16 protein-coding genes are annotated in these 20,244 nt (G+C 47.8%); 3 read left to right on the top strand and 13 right to left on the bottom strand.

Annotated elements, in window-relative coordinates; genetic code table 11:
- Positions 1–164 precede the first annotated feature (164 nt).
- From ABIN22_RS22645 to ABIN22_RS22610, 8 genes are all read right to left on the bottom strand, one after another.
- A complete protein-coding gene (locus ABIN22_RS22645) occupies positions 165–371 on the bottom strand; it encodes a hypothetical protein (RefSeq protein ID WP_147356323.1) in 207 nt (68 codons plus the stop codon).
- A gap of 95 nt (positions 372–466) precedes the next feature.
- On the bottom strand, positions 467–1,453 hold the full coding sequence (locus tag ABIN22_RS22640) for an aldo/keto reductase (RefSeq protein ID WP_346911443.1): 987 nt from the start codon (positions 1,451–1,453) through the stop codon (positions 467–469).
- A 218-nt stretch (positions 1,454–1,671) separates the two neighbouring features.
- The gene (locus tag ABIN22_RS22635; protein WP_346911441.1) at positions 1,672–2,691 is read right to left on the bottom strand and encodes a TRAP transporter substrate-binding protein; all 1,020 of its coding nucleotides are present in this window, start codon (positions 2,689–2,691) and stop codon (positions 1,672–1,674) included.
- A gap of 24 nt (positions 2,692–2,715) precedes the next feature.
- The gene (locus ABIN22_RS22630) at positions 2,716–4,005 is read right to left on the bottom strand and encodes a TRAP transporter large permease (protein ID WP_346911439.1); all 1,290 of its coding nucleotides are present in this window, start codon (positions 4,003–4,005) and stop codon (positions 2,716–2,718) included.
- Between the two features lies 1 nt (position 4,006).
- Positions 4,007–4,504 (bottom strand): TRAP transporter small permease, encoded by a 498-nt coding sequence (locus tag ABIN22_RS22625; RefSeq protein WP_346911437.1) that lies wholly within the window; start codon positions 4,502–4,504, stop codon positions 4,007–4,009.
- Complete coding sequence (gene aroD, locus ABIN22_RS22620) at positions 4,505–5,272, bottom strand: type I 3-dehydroquinate dehydratase (protein WP_346911435.1); 768 nt, start codon at positions 5,270–5,272, stop codon at positions 4,505–4,507.
- A gap of 47 nt (positions 5,273–5,319) precedes the next feature.
- The gene (locus tag ABIN22_RS22615) at positions 5,320–6,531 is read right to left on the bottom strand and encodes an MFS transporter (RefSeq protein WP_346911433.1); all 1,212 of its coding nucleotides are present in this window, start codon (positions 6,529–6,531) and stop codon (positions 5,320–5,322) included.
- A gap of 43 nt (positions 6,532–6,574) precedes the next feature.
- Positions 6,575–7,450, bottom strand: coding sequence for a shikimate dehydrogenase (locus ABIN22_RS22610; protein WP_346911431.1), 876 nt, complete (start codon positions 7,448–7,450; stop codon positions 6,575–6,577).
- Positions 7,451–7,641: 191 nt separating this feature from the next.
- On the opposite strand from ABIN22_RS22610, the gene ABIN22_RS22605 reads away from it, so the two are divergent.
- Both ABIN22_RS22605 and ABIN22_RS22600 read left to right on the top strand, forming a co-directional pair.
- Positions 7,642–8,526 (top strand): LysR family transcriptional regulator, encoded by an 885-nt coding sequence (locus ABIN22_RS22605; RefSeq protein ID WP_346911429.1) that lies wholly within the window; start codon positions 7,642–7,644, stop codon positions 8,524–8,526.
- Positions 8,527–8,660: 134 nt separating this feature from the next.
- Positions 8,661–9,407 (top strand): TraX family protein, encoded by a 747-nt coding sequence (locus ABIN22_RS22600; RefSeq protein WP_346911427.1) that lies wholly within the window; start codon positions 8,661–8,663, stop codon positions 9,405–9,407.
- On the opposite strand, the gene ABIN22_RS22595 is transcribed toward ABIN22_RS22600, so the two are convergent.
- On the bottom strand, positions 9,404–10,288 hold the full coding sequence (locus tag ABIN22_RS22595; protein WP_346911425.1) for a LysR family transcriptional regulator: 885 nt from the start codon (positions 10,286–10,288) through the stop codon (positions 9,404–9,406). The two genes, ABIN22_RS22600 and ABIN22_RS22595, sit on opposite strands and share 4 nt — an antisense overlap.
- A gap of 194 nt (positions 10,289–10,482) precedes the next feature.
- Between ABIN22_RS22595 and ABIN22_RS22590 the strand changes: the two genes are divergently transcribed.
- Entirely contained in the window at positions 10,483–12,483 is a 2,001-nt protein-coding gene (locus ABIN22_RS22590; protein WP_118621792.1) for an oxidoreductase, read from the top strand.
- Positions 12,484–12,561: 78 nt separating this feature from the next.
- On the opposite strand, the gene ABIN22_RS22585 is transcribed toward ABIN22_RS22590, so the two are convergent.
- The 4 genes from ABIN22_RS22585 to rnr all read right to left on the bottom strand — a co-directional run bounded on the left by ABIN22_RS22585 (position 12,562) and on the right by rnr (position 20,198).
- Positions 12,562–14,742 carry a YhgE/Pip family protein gene (locus ABIN22_RS22585; protein ID WP_346911423.1) on the bottom strand — a complete coding sequence of 727 codons (2,181 nt, stop codon included), beginning with the start codon at positions 14,740–14,742 and terminating at the stop codon, positions 12,562–12,564.
- On the bottom strand, positions 14,739–17,297 hold the full coding sequence (locus ABIN22_RS22580) for a YhgE/Pip family protein (RefSeq protein ID WP_346911421.1): 2,559 nt from the start codon (positions 17,295–17,297) through the stop codon (positions 14,739–14,741). The genes ABIN22_RS22585 and ABIN22_RS22580 overlap by 4 nt, the downstream gene beginning before the upstream one ends.
- A gap of 248 nt (positions 17,298–17,545) precedes the next feature.
- The gene (gene smpB, locus ABIN22_RS22575) at positions 17,546–18,013 is read right to left on the bottom strand and encodes an SsrA-binding protein SmpB (RefSeq protein ID WP_109731302.1); all 468 of its coding nucleotides are present in this window, start codon (positions 18,011–18,013) and stop codon (positions 17,546–17,548) included.
- 28 nt (positions 18,014–18,041) lie between these two features.
- Positions 18,042–20,198 (bottom strand): ribonuclease R, encoded by a 2,157-nt coding sequence (gene rnr, locus ABIN22_RS22570; protein WP_346911418.1) that lies wholly within the window; start codon positions 20,196–20,198, stop codon positions 18,042–18,044.
- Positions 20,199–20,244: the final 46 nt, after the last annotated feature.

Below are 20,244 nucleotides of genomic sequence, written 5' to 3'. Positions count from 1 at the left end.
GAAAAGATTTTATTTTTTTAATTGTCTACTTGACGGGGAGCGGTTCACATTTTGCGACAGCCCCTTTTTAGGTTTTCTTAAAGTAAACTCCAAAAATTAACGATCAAATAGAAAAATGGCAGGACCCCTCTTCATCCTTTTCCATAGACATCTCCTTTTTGGTTTTAACAGATTTTTGCCTCCACTCTGGTCAAACGGTTCTGCAGATCTATCATGTCCATCATGCTCCTATTCCACACCCTAACCGTATGAAATTCTTTCAACAGACCGTTTTCCATGTCCGCTAAATCATCCTTCGTCGCCATGTTAGCCAGATCGTCTCTGGTTACCATATTGGCTAATATAAAATCCAGTTTTTGACTATCGTCCATATCCACTGCTCCTTTCATTTCGTCTGAATAAAGTATAGCATATACGATAATCAAAAGCATTCTACTTGTACCATAATATTGTGGGCCATGCCCTGCTAATCCTGCAATACGCGTGATATATCCGCCTTCATCTGTTCGATATCTTCCGCCTCCAGCACCAGCTTCATGGCCTTTACATTATCCTGCACCTGAACGATTTTCCGGGCGCCGCACAGTACGTGGACCCCATCAAGCATCTCTGATGTAAGCGCGATTGTCAGATTTCCCGGGGTACAGTTATATTTCTCACAATAGGGTTTCCACCCTTCCAGCATGTTCAGCACTTTTAACCTGTTCCCAGGTTCCCACCATATATTGTAATTCCGGACATCTCCGGGTGAGAGCTCTGTATCCATTGTTACTTTTCCAGTCAGAAGCCCCTGCTCCAGAGGGGAGTATGCCTGAATGGACACGCCATACTGCCTGCAGACCGGAGCCAGTTCCGCTTCCACCCTTCTTGTCAGAATGCTGTATTTTTCCTGTATTACATCCAGCTGTCCGAAACTGCAATATTCTTCAATGTCCTGTGCGGTCACATTAGAGGCGCCGATTGCCCTGATTTTCCCCTGCTTTTTCAAAGTCATCAAGGCGTCCATCGTTTCTTCCAACGGGTAGAGTGCGCGGTCAGGTGACTGCCAGTGGGTATAACAGATATCAATATAGTCCGTCTTCAGATTAATCAGGCTTCTGTCCACATCTTCCATGATACTTTTTTTAGACAGGTCGCGGTAGACTTTTGTGCCGTCTACCTCTTTATGGAAGCATGGTGTCTCATGATCCCATTCGAGTGCACACTTCGTAGAAAGTATCACCTTGTCCCGTCTGCCTTCCAATGCCCTGCCAACTACCTTCTCACTGTAACCAAGGCCGTAGACCGGAGCCGTGTCTATCCAGCGTATGCCTCTGTCTATGGCCTCCTGTATGGTATATATGGACTCCTGTTCTTCATTGTCCCCCCACCAGGAGCCGCCTCCGATTGCCCATGTCCCGAGGCCTAAAAACGGCACTTTGATTCCACTTTTTCCGATTTCTAACTCTTTCATTATCGCACCTCCTGTATTGTTATCCTGCTTGTCTTCCCTTATCTGAGGCCACTGCTTCAACAAGGTGAATCTATACCTTCTGCATACGTTTCTATTTACTATCTTTACAGTTTTATTCACACATGTCAATAATTACTCTCATAAAATGTAAAAACCAGAGTTTTCATATCTAATTGTTTAGACATGAAAACTCCGGCTTCTCCCAAATTCGTTTCTGTTTACTTTAGATATGCATCCAGCACCCCTTCCGATACTACTTCCGCGATCTCCCCATAAACCGGCTGCGACGCATCGATCATCTCTTTGCGAACACTTTCATCCAGAGATATAATCTTCGTCCCACTCTCTTCGATTACCTTAATCTTCTCCGCAATCCGTTCATCTGAAGCATTCCGGGAATATTCCTGTGCACGTCTCTGTGCTTCGGTCAGGATATCCTTGTCCTCTTTGGAAAGTTCTGCATAGAATTCCTCACTGACGATCAGGGAAATCAGGTGCGGCAGATGGTTCGTCTCGACCACATAGTCCTGCTGTTCATAGAGCCTGTTGGACACGATGACTTCATACGGGTTCTCCTGTGCATCGATGGTATGCTGCTGAAGCCCGATATACACCTCACTGTAACTCATCGGTGCCGGATTAGCATGCAAAGACTTCCAGAAGTCGATGTGGTAGCTGTTCTCCATCGTCCGGATCTTCTGGCCTTTAAAATCCGCAAAATTCTCCACTGCCTTATTGGTAGACATGACCCGGAAGCCCTGGTCGGAATATCCAAGCAGTTCATATCCGGCTTCCCGGTAGGACTTACGCATCAGCTCCATAAACGATTCCTCATCCACTGTTTCGCGTACCTCCTGAAGTGTCTCAAATGCACAGGGAATATCGAAAACCGCCGTGTCCGGAATAAAGTTCACCTGAGGGGCGGTATTCTGGACGACAAACGGGATATCCCCGTCATAGCAGCTTTCCAGCAGTTCTCTGTCGCCTCCGAGAACACTGTTCGGGTAGACCTGGATCTTAATTCTGCCGCCGCTTAACCGGCCTGCTTCCTCCGCGAACTTCTCTGCATATATCTGGGTGACCGTATCCTCGGGGCTTCCGGTCGCAAGAGGATAAGCAAACCGTTGTTCTGTATTTTTGTTCTCTGAACATCCTGTCAATACCGCCGCAAAAAGCACACCTGTCAGGAGCACACCTGCCGCACGGGAGAATGCCGGAAGATATTTCCATTGTTTCATACTCTTTTTATGACTCCCTTCCCGCTACAAAAGCGCCAGACTCACTGCCGGGACAAACGTGATCACAAGCAGTGCAGCCAGAAAATATACGATCATCGGCATTGCCTTTTTTGCAATCTCCATAATCGGAAGTTCTGTGAGAGAACCTGCCACAAACAGATTGACCCCGATCGGCGGCGTCACAAATCCGATTGCCAGATTTACAACCATAATCACGCCAAAATGCACAGGATTTACGCCGATCTCTGACACAATCGGAAGCAGGATCGGCGTCAGGATCAGGATTGCCGGAGTCGTATCCATCACCATTCCCACAAGAAGCAGAAATACATTGATTACAAGCAGAAGCAAGACCGGACTCGTAAAGTGTTCCAGTATCCACGCACTAACTGCCTGAGGCACCTGCATCAGCGTCAGTACCCGTGAAAATGCCACGGAAGCCGCCAGGATAAAGAGAATCGGCGTATATGTCCGGATTGCCTCGACCATGATTGCCCATATGTCTTTTACTGTAATAGACCTGTACACGATCATGCTGACTGCCAGCGCATAAAAGACAGAAATCACCGCAGCTTCTGTCGGGGATGCGACCCCGCTGTAAATGCAGCCAAGAATAATCACCGGGCTGAGCAGTGCAAAAAAACTGTCCTTCAAAACATGCAGCAGGCCTTTTTCATGGAGTACCCCCACCATTTTCTGCTTCTTCTCCTGATTCTCCCCATTCTTTTTACAGTAATAGACAGCATAAAACATCAAAAGCGCACTGATAAGCAGTCCCGGTATGATACCTGCCAGAAACAGGTCGCTGACAGAGGCGCCCGAAGCCATTCCATACATGATAAACGGGATGCTCGGCGGTATGATGACGCCAAGTCCCCCCGCAACCGCCACGACCGCCGTAGAAAACGTCTTGTCACAGCCCATTTCGGTGAGAATCGGTATGGTCATGCTCCCGACCGCTGCAACCGTAGCCGGAGCAGAACCGGAGATGGCCCCATAAAAGAGACAGGTTACAATCACGGCACAGGGCATCCCCGCCGTGCGTTTTCCCATGAAAAATGCGAACACGTCGAAAAGTTTTCTGGATATCCCGCCGCGCGCCATGATAATCCCAGACAGAACGAACATCGGAACCGCCAGAAGCGGAAAACTGTCCAGCCCTCCCAGCATGGAGCGGATTACATAGGTGCCTCCTGCCGTAAAAGAAGCGTCAAAAGCCCCAGGCAGGACCGATACGATTCCAAGTGAAATAGACACCGGAATTGCGATTACAAGACATATAACAAAAATAATAAAAACAACAACTGCCGGCATCTTATGCTCCTTTCTCCTTCATTCCCAGTACGACTTTCCATTCCACAATCCACCTCTGGAGCACCCTGAAAGCTGTCAGCAAAAAGCCTGCAAGCGGCGCCGCCTGTACATAATACATGGGCAGTCCTAAAGCAGGGCTTGTCTGTCCGCTTGCGACGGCTGACATCAGATACTGCCATGCAAAAGGGATGAGATATAGGAACAATACCAATTCCAGCGTATGGTTTACGACTTTAAACAGCGCCTTCCCCCTTTTCGGAAAAAGCGCTACAAACTGCTCTATTTTGATAGAAATACATTTTTTCGTACAATAGCTGACACTTAAGAACCCTGCCCAGATAAAAATATACCTGGTCAGCTCCTCAGACCATGACAGAGAGGCCCCCAGCACATAGCGCGAGAACACCTGAATCCCCATAATGACTGTCATAGCCGCAAGGAACAGCACCATCAGTGTTTCTTCCAAATTTTCATTCAGCCAGCGTAAAATCTTTTTCATTTAATCTCTCCAGCTCTTATGCAGCAGACCTAAAACGGTTCTCAGTTCTTCTACTTCCATCTGTCCCGGCGCGGATGCTTTCCCGGCCGCCCCGAACGTCAGGGCAGAACCGAACACTTCCCCGCACAGGCGGCTGATAACACCAGTACCTGCCATAGACATGGTGATGATCGGGCGGTCTGCATGATCGGAAGCCATTTCCTCCGTTGCCGCAAGGAGTGTCAGCACATCCTTTTTATTCTGCGGCATGACTGCGATCTTCGGAATATCTGCCCCCAGCTCCTGCATTTTTAACAGGCGGGAAACAATCTCCTTCTGGTCTGGTGTTTTGTGGAAATCGTGGTTGGATGCGATAACCTTTACCCCGCATTCATGGGCCGTTTCCACGACACTTTTCACTGCTTCATCCCCCGTAAACGCTTCCACATCTACCAGATCGACATAGCCCGATTTCGCGGCATCCTGGTTCAGTTTTACATAAATATCTGTTTCAATTGCCTTTTCCCCTCCCTCTTTGGAAGTACGGAACGTAAACAGAAGCGGGATCTCCCCCAGTGCCTCACGAAGCTGCTTCATGGTGCCTTCTGTCTTCTCTGCATCAAAGATATCCTCGTACCAGTCTACGCGCCACTCTACGACGTCAGCACCAAGCTCTTTCATCTCACGGGCCGCCTTTAAGATGTCTTCTCTTGTTACACCGACAATCGGAACACATATTTTCGGGATTCCTGTACCTATCTCTACATTTCTTACTTTTACTGGATTCATAATCATTCTCCTTTTATCTGCACTCTAAGTTATCCACAACTTACTCACTAATTTTCAACTTTATCTACAAGTTTACCATAACGCATGTTGACAAACAACGCCAGAATTACTCCAATTACTGTAATGATGATGTTCATTGTAATGACTGCCTGCGGACCGCTGGATGCACTTACCTTTCCGGCCGCGGAAAGAATCGTATAGTTGGAAAGGCTGGATGCGATCATGATGATACTTGTAATCGTACCTTTGATCTTCGGGAACAGATCGTTAACTGTCGCCGTAGCCAGCTGGAGCACCCCTCCTGCCGCTGAGTATCCGATCACGAAGGAACCGATCTGGCAGATCATCGGAGTTCTTACAATATATACGATGATCAGCATCATTGTGGCAATTGCCGGATAAATTACAAGGAAACGAACTTGTTTAAATTTTGTTACCAGTACGGAAGTAAGCAGTATTGCTACAATTGTTCCTGCGGAATACCATGTCTGCATAATGCTGGCATCTTTCATGCCTGCGATCTCTGTCCCGAACTTCTGCGCACAATTCAGCCAGAGCTGGAATGTTGCAGTACAGGTAAATCCGATTGCGATCAGGGCCATACTCTCCAGGGTGAACTTTGCATGCTTCAGATTCTGTATAAAAGATTCGCTCTTTCCATCAGCTGCTTTTTCCTGTGCCGGCATCGGTATCTTAAAGGTTAACACACCGATCACCAGAATTACGACTGCCGCTGCGATTAAAATCGTGTTGTATGACATATTTGCCGCTGCCACAAATCCGAGCATGAACGGAAGTAAGAGCTGTGAAATGGAGATAAAGAACTTAGTCAGCATGGTTGCCAGCCCGGAACGCGGTTCCAGAATCTCTACACAGGCCGGGATCACACCAGTATCCAGAAATGAATTCGCGGCTCCTCCGAGAATTGCCGCCGCGTATGCAACCTGCATGTTTGGTGAATATGCAACCCCGAAGAAGAAGACCGCATAGGAGAATATCCCGATCAGGGAACTGACACGGCGTCCCATTTTATCAGAGATCGGTCCGGAAAACGGCAGCGTGATCAAACGGCCGAGTCCCAATGCCGCAGCCACGAGTGTGACCGCGTCGTCCGCTGTTCCCCACTGTGCGGCCAGTGCCTCTTTCATGACCTGCTGTCCTAAGATGGAACATCCGATCCCGTGGATGAAATAGTTTAAATATAGTATAAATGCGCTCGGGTATAACTTTCTGCCTGTTTTGCTTACAGCTGTACTCATTGTTTTTCCTCTCTTTCCTTTCAGCGAATGGTTATCGTATTACTTACTCGTATTTAATATCCAGTATTTCTTTCATATATTCTATCGGCATCGGCTGGCCTGTCCAGAGTTCAAAGGCCGCAGACCCCTGAAACAGCATCATGCCTAGTCCGTTCATCGTCTTGCATCCGACTTCTTTTGCCATCTTAAGAAGTGCTGTCTCTCTTGGGAAATAAACGACATCTGTCACAATCAGGTCCGGCCTTAAGAATGATTTGTCCGGAATATAAGTCTTCCCTTCCAACGGTTTCATCCCCATACCGGTTGCATTTGCAAAAAGATAACTGCCGGCAATCTCTTTCTTTAACAGTTCCAAATCCGCCAGATCATAGAGCGCCGCCCTGCATTCAGTGTTCTCGTTGATCTTGCGCACAGTCTCCTCGGCATTTCCCCAGAATTTATCTTTTACATTAAAGATGGACATTTCTTTTACACCGTCCAGGGCAGCCTGGATTTCAATCGCTGTTGCGGCACCGCCGGCCCCTACAATCGTCATCTTCTTTCCTATGACATCTATATGGTTATCCTTCAGTGCTTCCATATAACCGATTCCGTCTGTGATATGCCCTGTCAGCACACCGTCCTCATTGACAATCGTGTTGACCGCCCCGCACATTTCTGCCGCAGGTGATAACTTATCCAGATACTTATGTACCACTGTTTTATTTGGCATGGATACATTGGAACCTTTCATCTTTAATGCACGAAGACCCTTGATCGCATCCTCCAGTGAATCATTGTCTACCTCGAATGCGAGGTATGCATAATCCAGCCCCAGTTTTGCAAACGCTTCATTCTGCATAGCGGGTGAACTTGAATGACGGATTGGATACGCCATTAAACCTATTAATTCAGTATGTCCTGTAATTCTTTCTGCCATTTTCTTAATCTCCTTATTCTTATCTCATTTTTCTTTTACTTCTGCCTCAACTTTGTTTGTTAATTATTAAACAACCTCTTTAATCACATTATAGTTCATCACAACCGATAGTTCTAATACAACTTTCTTACTTTTTTGATAGATTTAAACTATCATTTATGATAAAATATATACAAAAAGGAGGCCTGCTCATGACACTCAATCAACTGCTTTATTTTCAGAAGGTTGCCCAATGCCAGCACTTCCGCCAGGCAGCCGCGGACCTGAATATCTCCCAGCCGAGCCTGAGCCGCTCAATGGCCGTTCTGGAAGAAGAACTGGATATTATATTATTTGAAAGGTCCGGGAGGAATGTCCGGCTGACTAAATACGGGAAGATTTTTCTGGAACATGTGGACCGGATCCTGCATGAGACAGACCTTGCAGCCGAAAGAATGCGCCAGCTCTCAGGGAACGAGGGGCATGTGGATATCGCCTATGTGTTCCCCCTTGCAGGACGCTATATCCCGCATATGGTGCGGAAGTTTTTGCAGAAAGAAAAGAACAGCAGTGTGACTTTCAGTTTTCACCAGAGTCACACCGGGGATATGATCAACGGACTGAAGGCCGACCGGTATGATGTCATCTTTGGCTCCTATGTGGAAAATGAGCCGGATATTCAGTTCGTTCCTATCATTAACCAGAAGATGGTCGTCATCACGCCGCCGGGCCACCCTCTTCTGGAACAAGGTTTTGTCAGCCTGAAGGATCTGGAGCGTTACCCGATCATCGGGTACGACCGCACTTCCGGCCTTGGCAAGTTTACGAACCGCATATACCAGACCCATGACCTTTCCCTGAATATCATCTGTGAATCCCCCGACGAGAACGCAATCTCTGCTCTTGTCGCGGAAGACTTCGGAATCGCACTCGTAGCCGATGTGGATTTGATACGAGAAAGAAACGTATGCGTACTGCCGCTCTCCGGGGCAGGTTTCACACACACTGTTTATATGGCATACAAGAAGGAACACTACCTGATCTCGGCTGTCAAGAATTTTATCCAGTTTATACGCAAAGAAGGCACTCACTTATAACGGTGCCTGTTTTCTTTACAAACCTCTTAGATATTATTAAGGATTTCTTAAGTAGACCTGCGGCTTTACTGATGGTAAAATTTTCTTAGACACAATTAGGGCAGAATTCACCGCCGGATCAGAGGAGTTTTTACATGAGTACTTTTGTTTTAAAAATGATCGCTCTTTGCTTTATGGTCATCGACCATATCGGATATTATTTTGAGGGGACGCCTATGCTACTTCGCATGCTTGGCAGAATATCTTACCCCTTGTTTTTATTCTGTATGGTCTGGGGCTACCATTATACGAAGAGCCGGACAAAATACCTGATCCGCCTGTATCTTATGAGTGTATTCATGACCTTGTTCGGATACGCCATAGACGCTCATTTCGCCACTACAGCAGGTTATGGAAATCATAATATTTTTCTTTCCATGTTCCTTGTCGGCGTCTGTATCAGCACGATCGAATTATTTAAAAAAGCTCCCGGCAAAGGGTTTCTGGCCGTGGGAATCATGTTCGCAGTACAGGTCCTATATTACAGCCTGCCGAACTTTTTACCTTTCCTGCGCGATATGAGCGGGGACACGATTACCGGGATCATACCAAATCTGGCGCTAAACGAGTACGGGTTTGAATTTGTCGTACTCGGAGTGCTGATGTACTACCTGAAAGAAAAGAGGGAGCTGTTCTGTGCCATGTACACCCTATTCTGCCTGTACCAGTTCAGCGCAGAAATGCTGGCGGGCGGGATGGCCATTCAGTGTTTCATGATACTGGCCCTGCCGTTTATGCTGCGTTTCAACCAGCAGAAGGGTCCCGGCATGAAGTATTTTTTCTATATTTTTTATCCGGCTCACACGTTCCTTTTGTTCTATCTGTCTAATTTTGTTTTCTAAACGAACTGCCGGCGTTTTACGAAGTCTGCAAACCGGCGGACCACAGGGGCCTGGTATTTTTCTTTTGCCTGTGCCATGTAAATATACCGGACCTGCTGCGGAGAACGGATGTCGAGAACATCCACGTTCAGCTGTTTCAGGACCGGAATATCCGGCATGATGGCAATGCCGAAATTCTGGGCTACCAGCCCGGCCATAGACCCGTCTTCCTCTATCTCATATGCAATCTTTGGTGTCAGGTGTGCATTTTCAAACAGTTTGTCTACCACAGGGCGGAGACCGCTGTTCTCCGTGAAATAAATCTGCGGATAGGCGGCCGCCTGCTCAAGGTCTACGGCCTTTTGTTCCGACAACGGATGCCCTTTCGGTACGACTGCCACAAGCCCCTGTGTCCCGACCGGCGTGAACTGGATCGATGGCTCCTTATCCAGCATAGAGCAAAATGCAATATCATACTTTTCTTCTTTCAGCCCCTGAATAATCTCGTAGGTATTTCCTACTGTAAAGTGAAATGTTACTTTCATCTCCTCAAAAGTCCTTATAAAATCCCCTGCAAGCTGGGGGACAAATTCACTCCCCAAAGTATAAATATAGGCCAGCTCTATCCTGCCCTCATTCTGTCCGGTCATGGAACGCGTCTTCTTGATCCCCATATCTAAAATCTGCAGAGACTCTTCCACATACTTCAGAAAAAACCTTCCATATTTCGTCAGTACTACATTCCTCCCCTGTTTTTCAAACAGCTTCGTTCCCAGCTCCTTCTCGAGAGAATTCATCGCATGGCTCAGGCTTGGCTGGGTAATCCCCAGTTCCTCCGCAGCCTTCGTATAATGCTCCAGCCGGGCAAGTGCCGTAAAATAATGCAGCTGGTTCAGATTCATAACAATGGCCTCCTTTTACGTCCTTTTATACAAAATATCACAATTCATAGTTTTTATCTATAATTTTTATCAAAAACATGCATTTGTTTAATGAGTTATTTTTCCCTATAATACGAATCACAAACAGATTGTTAATGATATATCAAACAACCTCTCTTTTACTATTATATCTGGATTACAGGAGGTCCTATTTTATGAAGAGCAGTTACAGACATATTTTTGAACCTCTCACCGTACGTCGCATGACTATGAAGAACCGTATTATGATGACACCGATGGGGACTAATTATGGTGAGCAGAGCGGAGAAATGAGTTTTCTCCATATTAATTATTATGAACAGAGGGCAAAAGGTGGAACCGGCCTTATTATGGTAGAGAACGCCAGTGTTGATTCACCGGAAGGTTCCAACGGGACAACCCAGCTTCGGATCGACCATGACAACTATATCCCAAGACTGTTTAAACTGACGGAGACGGTACATAAGCACGGCGCATGTATCGGCATCCAGATCAACCATGCGGGGGCTTCCGCACAGTCTGCCCGTACAAATATGCAGCCGGTGTCCTCTTCCGATGTTCCGTCCAAGGCAGGCGGGGAGATTCCGCGACCGCTCACGGAGGAAGAGATTTTAAGGATTGTGAAAAAATACGGAGAGGCGGCAAAACGCGCACAGATCGCCGGTTTTGATACGGTCGAAATACATGCGGGACATTCTTATCTGATCAGCCAGTTCTTATCACCACTGTATAACCACCGGACAGATAAATTCGGCGGTTCTGCTGAAAACCGCGCCAGATTCGCACGTATGGTTATGGAAGAAGTCCGTGCGCAGGTCGGACCGTTCTTCCCGATCTTCCTCCGCATCAGCGCAGATGAATTTCTGGAAGGCGGCAATACACTGGAAGACACGCTCGATTATCTCCAGTATTTTCAGGAGGAAGCCGATGTGATTGATGTTTCCTGCGGATTGAACGCATCCATCCAGTATCAGATTGATGCCAATTTCCTGCCTGACGGATGGCGTTCCTATATGGCGAAGGCCGTGAAGGAAAAATACGGCAAGCTGTGTGTTACTATGGGAAATATCCGTGACCCGAAGGTGGCAGAAGATATCCTCGCAAGGGGCGACGCCGATATCATCGGTATGGGGCGCGGCCTGATTGCCGATCCGGAATGGGTCAATAAAGTAGAATTCGGCGACATCTGTGATATCCGTAAATGTATTTCCTGCAACATCGGCTGTGCAGGCAACCGTATCGGCATTAACCGTCCGATCCGCTGTACTGTCAACCCTGCAGTACCTGACGGGGAAATCTATAAAAAACAGCACGTCAGCAGGCCATGCAATGTGGTTGTAATCGGCGGGGGAACTGCCGGAATGGAAGCAGCATGCACCGCGGCGGAAGTCGGATGCACCACCTTCCTGATCGAGAAAAAACCTTACCTCGGTGGACTGGCTGCGGAAATCTCAAAGATTCCTGACAAGAAGCGGCTGGCCGATTTCCCGAATTACCTGATCCACCGCGCATCCAAACTGAAAAACCTGTTTGTATTTACAGGCACGGAAGCGTCTGTGGACTTTATCCGCAACTTAAAGCCCAGCATCATTGTAAATGCAACCGGCTCCACCCCCCTGCTCCCGCCGATCCCGGGGCTGATGGAGCATATCGACAAGGAAGGGGGGAAAGTTTCCTCTATCCTGAATATGATCCGCCATATCGGCGAATATCCGGAGGATCTTACCGGAAAAAAAGTAGTTGTGATCGGCGGCGGTGCCGTCGGACTGGATGTGGTAGAATACTTTGCCCCCAAAGGCGCCGAAGTCAGCATCGTGGAAATGATGCCGGTGATTGGCAACGGAATCGACCCGGTCTCCAAAACAGGCACTTTTGCGCTGATGGAACAGCACCATGTCCGTCAGATGCCAAACACGGCGCTCAAAGAAGTGCGGGCTGATTCCTTCCTCGTGGAAACAAAAGACGGCCTTGAAGAACTGCCGTTTGATTATGGATTTGTCTGTCTGGGAATGAAAGCAAGCCAGCCGATCCTCCAGAATATCAGGGATGCTTTCGATGATGAGAATGAAATCGAGATTGTCAACATCGGGGACAGTGTCCGTGCCAGAAGAATTATCGAAGGAACAGAAGAAGGGCGGAATATTCTCAATACACTTGAAAAACGGGGATATCTCTAGAAAAAATGACGAAAAGAGCAATACCGCAGCCGTCAGGCATGGTATTGCTCTTTTTGATTTTTTAAACAACCTGTTGCTTTATATTAAATGCGTACTCTCCAGTTTTTCCGTAAATGCTTCATTCAGGCGGATCACCGGTTTTCTCAGTACCAGTCCCAGTATAAGGGATAAGATCAGGAAGATCCCCAGCGCCCCCAGTTCTTTGATGTAAGTCATACCGTACATCCCGCCGATGCATTCCCGCATAGCCGCCATGCTGTGTGTAAACGGAAGCAGCGGATAGACTTTCCGGAAGAATGCCGGTGCCACCTCGATCGGGAACGTCCCCCCTGAGCCCGCCACCTGCATGACGAGAAGCACGACGCAGATTGCTTTCCCGATGTCCCCGAAAGAAACCGTCAGTGTATAGATGATATTTACATATACAATACTGGTCACCCATCCCGCCAGCAGAAATAAAAACGGATGCCGGCACTGAATTTCCAGATAAAACAGGTCTCCCAGACAGATCAGCCCGCTCTGCATAAGGCCGATGATCAGAAACAGGATGTAGCGTCCCAGATACATCTGGTGGTCCTTTACTTTATTCATTCCCCTCAGTGATTCCTGAGATACCGTCACCTTCAGCATCGCGACAAGCACGATCCCTCCCACCCAGATAGCAAGTGTGGAATAAAACGGCGCCATAGAAGAGCCGTAATTCTCGATTGGGTACAATTTCTCTGTCGCCAGATTCACCGGGGCAGAAAGGAAAGCACTGATGCTATCTTTATCGCCGCCGATGATATTCTCAAGTGTTCCGAAATCGCCGCTGTCCCGGGCTTTTTTCAGCTGTTCCACAGTTGCTGACAGTCTGGACGATATCTGGTCAAGCAGCTCACCTGACGTGTCCAGCGTCTTTTTTATCTGCGACAGATCGGAGGATGCCGGGCCTGACAGGCTGTAGACACCCGCGGCACCGTCATCCAGTTGTTTCAGAAGTCCGGATATACTGCTTTTTGTATCCCCCAGTGAGCCAAACAGTCCATCCAGACTACTCTTTACATTCTGCTCATAATCTGCTTTTACATCCGCAAGACTCTGGGCATTCTGCTGTAACAGCTGGTTCAGTTCTTCCTGGGAATCTGCTGCGTTTTCCCCGTGGTTCCTTATGGAAGCGGCGGTACCTGAAAGCCGGTCACGCAGGGTCTCCTGCACAGAAATAGACTCGTTCATGCGTCCTGTGATCTTGCCCGTCAGCGGTGCCAGTTCCGGGTGTTCCTCCCCCAGTGCCAAAAACGTATCACTCAGCGCCTGATAGGCATCTATCATCGTCCCTACTTTTCCCGCCAGCGTATCCAGTGTATCTGCCGCCGCAGATGTGTCCGATGACAATGCGGACAGGGCATCCCGTATGGCAGACTCAATCTGCTCATAATAACTTCCGCTGTCCGCCAGTGCCTGATTAATGCCGTCCGTCGCTCCTGAGACCGCCCCCCGCATATCTGAAAAAGCCGTCTCTGTCTGTTCCAGCGTTTCGAGGCTTTTGTCGGAATGATCCCCTGACTGCTTTAAGAATGCAGCCGTTGTTTCCAGCATCTGCTGTGTCGAGTCTGTCATTGCCGCAAATGCCTGTATCGTCCCTGAAGCTGCAGCCAGATCGGAGGACGTCTTTTCCAGATTGGAAATCAAGGCCGCCACTATGGAATCTGTCCCCTTTGCATCGGCAGTATCTGCCACAGTCTGCATGGCCGAAAGCGCGGTATCCGAAATCGTTTCTATGAACACTTCCTTCACCTGTGTCTGGACTGCACTTGCCCCTTTATCCGTGACCTTCGGTGCAATCGCATTTTCCTTGGCATTGGAATAATAAATAATCTCCGGATTCGTGACATCACTGGAAAAAAGGCTCATCAGATTTTTGCTAAAATCCTCCGGTATGACAATGGCCGCATAGAATTTACCGGATTTCACGCCGTCAAGGGCCTTATCCCGGTTCGTAAAGGTCCAGTCCAGCTGTTCGTTTTCCCGAAGCGCCGAAAGTACATTATCCCCCAAGTTCAGCCTGACCGGAAGCAATTCGCCCTCATAGCCTTTGTCGGCACTCGCGACAGCCACCTTCAGATCCTTAGTATTCTCATAAGGGTCCCAGCTTGCCGCAATGTTAAACCACGCATACAGGGCCGGGACAACCGTGATTCCCAGAATCACGATCCATGCGATGACGTTCTTATGAAAACGCTGTACATCATGTTTAAAAATATTCAGTATGTTTTTCACTCGTCATCCCTCCCTTTCATTGCATTTAGCAGTTCCTCTCTTGAAAGAGCCCCCAGTTCAGTCTCCCTCTTTAAGCGTTCATGGATATATTCCAGAATGATCAGATATACGGCAATCACGATAATGGAGGCAATCCACAGCACAAGAAATACAATCTTGGATTCAATGCTGAACATCAGGATCAGGAAAATCACCGGCAGAATGATCATAGCCGCAAAGCCGATGCGTATCTGCTTCTGATATCCCGCCTCGAAAGCTGCCGCCTTCGCAACCAGTTCTTCCCGCAGTGTTTCCTCTCCCATCAGCGCCTTAATGACAAGGGATACCTGCGTCTTTTCCTGATTAACCGCCTCTGTCTCGCAGATCATCAGGTCCGTCTCGGCAAGTTTCTTGTCGAACAGATAGTTTAGATTCATCAGCAATTTCCTGAATCCAAGTCCGATCAAAAAGGCAATCGGCAGATAAAGCGCGAGGCACAGCAGATTTTTCATATACTCATGCCCGTACATCCCTGCAATCGCTTCCCTCATGGCATTGATTCCATAGGTGAACGGAAGAAGCGGATGAAGACGTTGAAAAAATGCCGGTGTCATCTCGATCGGATACGTTCCCGCTGAACCGGGAATCTGTAAAATGACAAGCACAACGCACAGTGCCTTGCCGATATGTTTAAAAGCAATCGACAATGCATAGATCAGGTTTACATAGACAAAGGAGCAGAAGACTCCTGCTGCCACAAATGCCGCCGGGTGAAGGCACTGCACCTTTAGAAGCCATAAATCCCCGAGACATACGATCAGCCCCTGAATCAGCCCGAGCACCATGAACAGCATCCATCGTCCAAAATAGGCGCTGGCCGGTGAAAATTTAGGAACCTTCTCATCCCGGTCCACTTCCAGCTTCAGAATCGCAATCAGGACGATTCCCCCTACCCAGAGCGCCAGATTCGTATAAAACGGCGTCATGGATGATCCGTAATTTTTCACACTGTAAAGCGTTTCACTCCGGATCGTAACAGGGGATGCCATAAATCCTGCAATAGAATCGGCGTCCAATCCTTCCAGTGATAAAAACTTCTGGTAAGCGTCCGAACCCTGAAGCACCTTAAGGTCGGTCGAAATCCGGGCAATCTGCCCGTCCAGAGAAGAGACTGCCTCCCCGGTCCGGCTCAGGGCTTCCAGACTGTCATCCAGGCTTTCGTCCAGCTGGTTTAAAATCTCCTTCAACTGATCCGCAGAATAAGGGATGCCGGACAAGGTGGCAGACAAACCCCCGCTCACTGTTGAGAATGAATCCAGTGACTGGTTAAGCTGCGGCAAAAGCGTCTGGTCAAAGGTCTCACGGTAGTCCTGCATGGATTGGCGGCTCCCGGATACAAGTGATTCCAGCGTTTTCTTTGTATTTTCAGCGGTATCAAGCGCTTCAGCAATATTCGCATTCCCCTCCTTCAGGGAGGCCAGAAGATTCTGGTACTCCGTGTTCCTGTCCTGAAGTCCGGATATAGCCTGACTGACCGTACCTGCCGCCTCATCCGCGACGCCACCGGGAAGCTTTTCCTGTAGACTGTCATTGAGCTGTAAAAGCTCCTCTAAAAGTTTTCCATTAATCTCTGACAGGTTTTCTACAGAATCTATCCCGCTGCCAATCACACCGTTAATAGTATCTGCCTGTGTTTTCAGAGAACTCAGTTTATCGGAGGCAGACCCGTAAATGCGGTTCAGACGGTTCTCCCCATCGGACAGGCTCTGGGAAAATACAAGTGAAAAATCTCCCACTGAATTACGGCTGTTCTCCAATACCGACGCCGCATCTTCAAATGCCCGGGAACCGGAATCTGCCGCCGACTTTACTTCATCTAACGTGGCAAGTGTATCCTGTATCAGGGAATTGCTGCTCCCTGCCGTATCCTGAAAATTTTTCAGCACCGTCTGGTACTGTCCCAGATTATCCTGAACGTCAGACAGCATAGCCATGACGTCTGTATCCATACGATTCATATCACCTGAAATCTTTGTCACGGATGACCGGATCAGCTTCGATATCGTCTCAGCTGCTACGGAAGAAAATGTGTCATTAATCTCCTGCTGCACAGTACCGGCCCCGGTATCTGTAATCTTCGGGGCAATCGCATTCTTCTTTTCATTAATATAATAGGAAAGTTCCGGTTTCTTAGGCTTACCGGATATGATACTTAAAAGCGAACTGCTGAAATCTTCAGGTATCACAATTGCCGCATAGTATTTCCCGGACCTGACACCCTTAACTGCCTTCTCTTCATCGACAAATGTCCAGCCCAGCTGGTCATTCTTCTTCAGGTTATCCGCGATGCTTTCTCCTGCATTCAGGGTCAGCACCTCATTTTTTGATCCCTTATCATTATTCGCAACTGCCACCCTGATCCCCTGGGTATTGCTGTACGGGTCCATATTGGCTGCAATATTGAACCATGCATACAAGGATGGAAGGACGCAAACGCCCGCCATTACAATCATAGCAACTTTGTTGCGGAAAAGCCGCTGTATATCTCTTTTAAAAATCTGGAATGATTTCTTCATGCCGGTAAACCTCCTGTCTTTGGCCAGTACAATGCCATACACAACTATAGGTGCCGCCGTCGCGACTGTCGTGTGACAATGTGTCAGGTAAAGTATACCAGAAGCAGGACAGAAAATCTATCGTTAAAATGACGAATGGTCATAATTTTATTCATGAACTTATTATGCATAAAAAAAGCAGTACAGGCCCCCTCGGGATATCCTGTACTACTTTCAGTTCCTTACGCGGCCCGGTCCCAGTCCGCCGTCTATCCTATATTCCGCACTTTAAAGTCTCTCAACGCCTCGCGTTTCTGGTCCTTTTTCGCAATATCGGCCCGCTTATCATAAAGCTTCTTCCCCTTTGCCAGCCCAAGCTCAACCTTGACAAGGCTGCCGCTGAAATAAACACGCAGCGGCACGAGTGTATTTCCTTTTTCCTTCATCTTGCCGAATATCTTATTGATCTCATTCTTATGAAGAAGAAGTTTCCTCACACGCAATGGGTCTTTATTGAAAATATTTCCTTTTTCGTACGGGCTGATATGCATTCCATAAATGAACATTTCTCCGTTTTCAATTCGGATGAATGCTTCCTTGATACTGCACTGCCCCATACGCAGCGACTTAACCTCTGTCCCGTGCAGGACGATCCCTGCCTCATATTTCTCCAGTATAAAATAATCATGGTATGCTTTTTTGTTATTGGCAATCAGCTTGCCCTCTGTCTTAGCCATAGCACTTCCCCCGCGTCTTTTTTAATAATTAGCCGTCATATTCCTGATCATCCCCGCAGAACTCAAAATCAATGGTCCTCTGCAGCCGGTCTGCACCCAGCACACGCACCATAACTTTCTGTCCCAGTTTGTATACATTTCTTGTGTGTTCTCCGATCAGCTCATACTGGTCTTCCCTGTAATCGTAATGGTCATCACGCATATTGGTGACATGTACAAGACCCTCGATTGTATTTTCCAGCTCCACATATGCACCCCATTTGGTAATGCCTGAGATAACCCCCTCGAACACTTCTCCAATCCGGTCCTGCATATACTCTACTTTCTTCAGTTTGACTGTCTCGCGTTCTGCTTCCTCTGCTTTTCGCTCCCTGTCACTGGCCTGAGCTGCGACACCCGGAAGGATACTCTCATAGTGGCCGATCCTGTCCTCATTCATCCTGCCCCTTAGATTCTCTTTGATAATCCTGTGAATCTGCAGGTCCGGATATCTCCGGATCGGTGACGTGAAATGTGTGTAATACTTTGCGGCCAGCCCGAAATGCCCTGTATTCTCAGGTGTATACTTTGCCTGCTTCATGGAGCGAAGCGCAAGGCGGCTGATCAGCGCTTCCTGCGGTGTTCCTTCGACTTTTCCGAGCAGCTTCTGTACTTCCTTTGGCTTTACCTCGCTGTTGCCCACATGGATGTGGTAGCCGAAATTATTGATAAACAGACTCAGCTTCTTAATCTTCTCCTCGTCCGGCTGTTCATGTGTGCGGTAAAGGAACGGCAGTTCCCTCCAATAGTACTCCTCGGCCACGGTCTCATTAGCCATCAGCATAAAGTCCTCAATCATTTTAGTCGCGGCGTTTCTGTCATAAGGCTTAATATCTATCGGTCTGCCGTTTTCATCCAGCACCATCTTTGTCTCTGGGAAATCGAAATCAATGGACCCTCTTTTCCTTCGCTTTTCCCTCAGGATTCCTGAAAGTTCCGCCATTTTCATAAACATCGGGACTAATGTACTGTATTTTTCGCTTTCCGTCTGCGGAAGCTTATCGTCTGCCTGTTCTTTTAGTATCTCTGCCACGCTTGTATAGCTCATGCGCTCATCCACTTTGATCACAGTCTCAGCAATCACGTGGTCAATGACTTCGCCCTTCTGGTTAATCGTCATAATACAGCTCAGTGCCAGCCTGTCCTCACCTGCATTCAGGGAGCAGATCCCATTAGATAACACATGCGGCAGCATGGGGATCACCCGGTCTGCAAGATAAACACTTGTCCCTCTTTTCAATGCCTCACGGTCCAGGGCGCTCTTCTCCTGAACATAATTCGTCACATCGGCAATGTGGACGCCCAGCTTGTAGCTGCCGTCTTCCAAGGTCAGGGAAACTGCATCATCCAGATCCTTCGCGTCTTCTCCATCAATGGTTACCATCTGCCAGTCACGCAGGTCCATTCTTCCTGCCATGTCCGCTTCCGATACCTCTTTGCCCACGCGCTCAGCCTGATTCATCACTCTTTCGGGGAACTCCACCGGGAGGTCATATCCTTTCACTATGGACATAATATCGGTTCCCGGATCGTTGATGTGTCCGATAATCTCGATGACCTTCCCTTCCGGCTTCATATCCTGACCGCCGTAGGACATCAGTTCCACCACGACCTTATGACCCGTCATGGCTCCCTTTTCCTTACCCTCCGGAATATAAATATCCTTCAGCACACGCTGGTTATCAGGCCTTACAAAGCCAAAATTCTTACACTTTTCATAAAGGCCCACAATCTTCGTTGTTCCGTGTGAAAGAATGCGGACAATCTTGCCTTCCTTCCTTTTTCCGTCCGGTGATTTCGTAATAATGAATTCGACCTCATCCCCCTGGAACGCGCCTCCTATATTATCTTCCGAAATAAAGACATCCTCGTCCTCACCTTCCTGAAGTACAAAACCAAAACCTCTGGCATTTGCCTGAAATGTTCCTGTCAGGCGCTTCGCCTGTCCTTTTGCATACTTTCCCTTTTTAGAAACATAGATCTTCCCCTCTGCCTCTAAAGCATCCAGAACTTCCTTCAGTTCCCCTCTCTGCTCCTTCGGAATCTGAAGCACGATCGCTATCTCTTTTATCTTCATCGGTATATAAAAATCATCACAAATGAAATCGTACAGTACTTTTTTTCTCTTTTCAAATGTCTGGTCCAAATTCTCACCTTCTTTCTTCTATCTTTCTATTATCTCTATTATATAA

It is taken from the genome of Faecalicatena orotica, from assembly GCF_905197545.1.
Lineage (GTDB): Bacteria > Bacillota > Clostridia > Lachnospirales > Lachnospiraceae > Faecalicatena_A > Faecalicatena_A orotica.
This window is presented reverse-complemented; position numbering and strand designations above follow the sequence as displayed.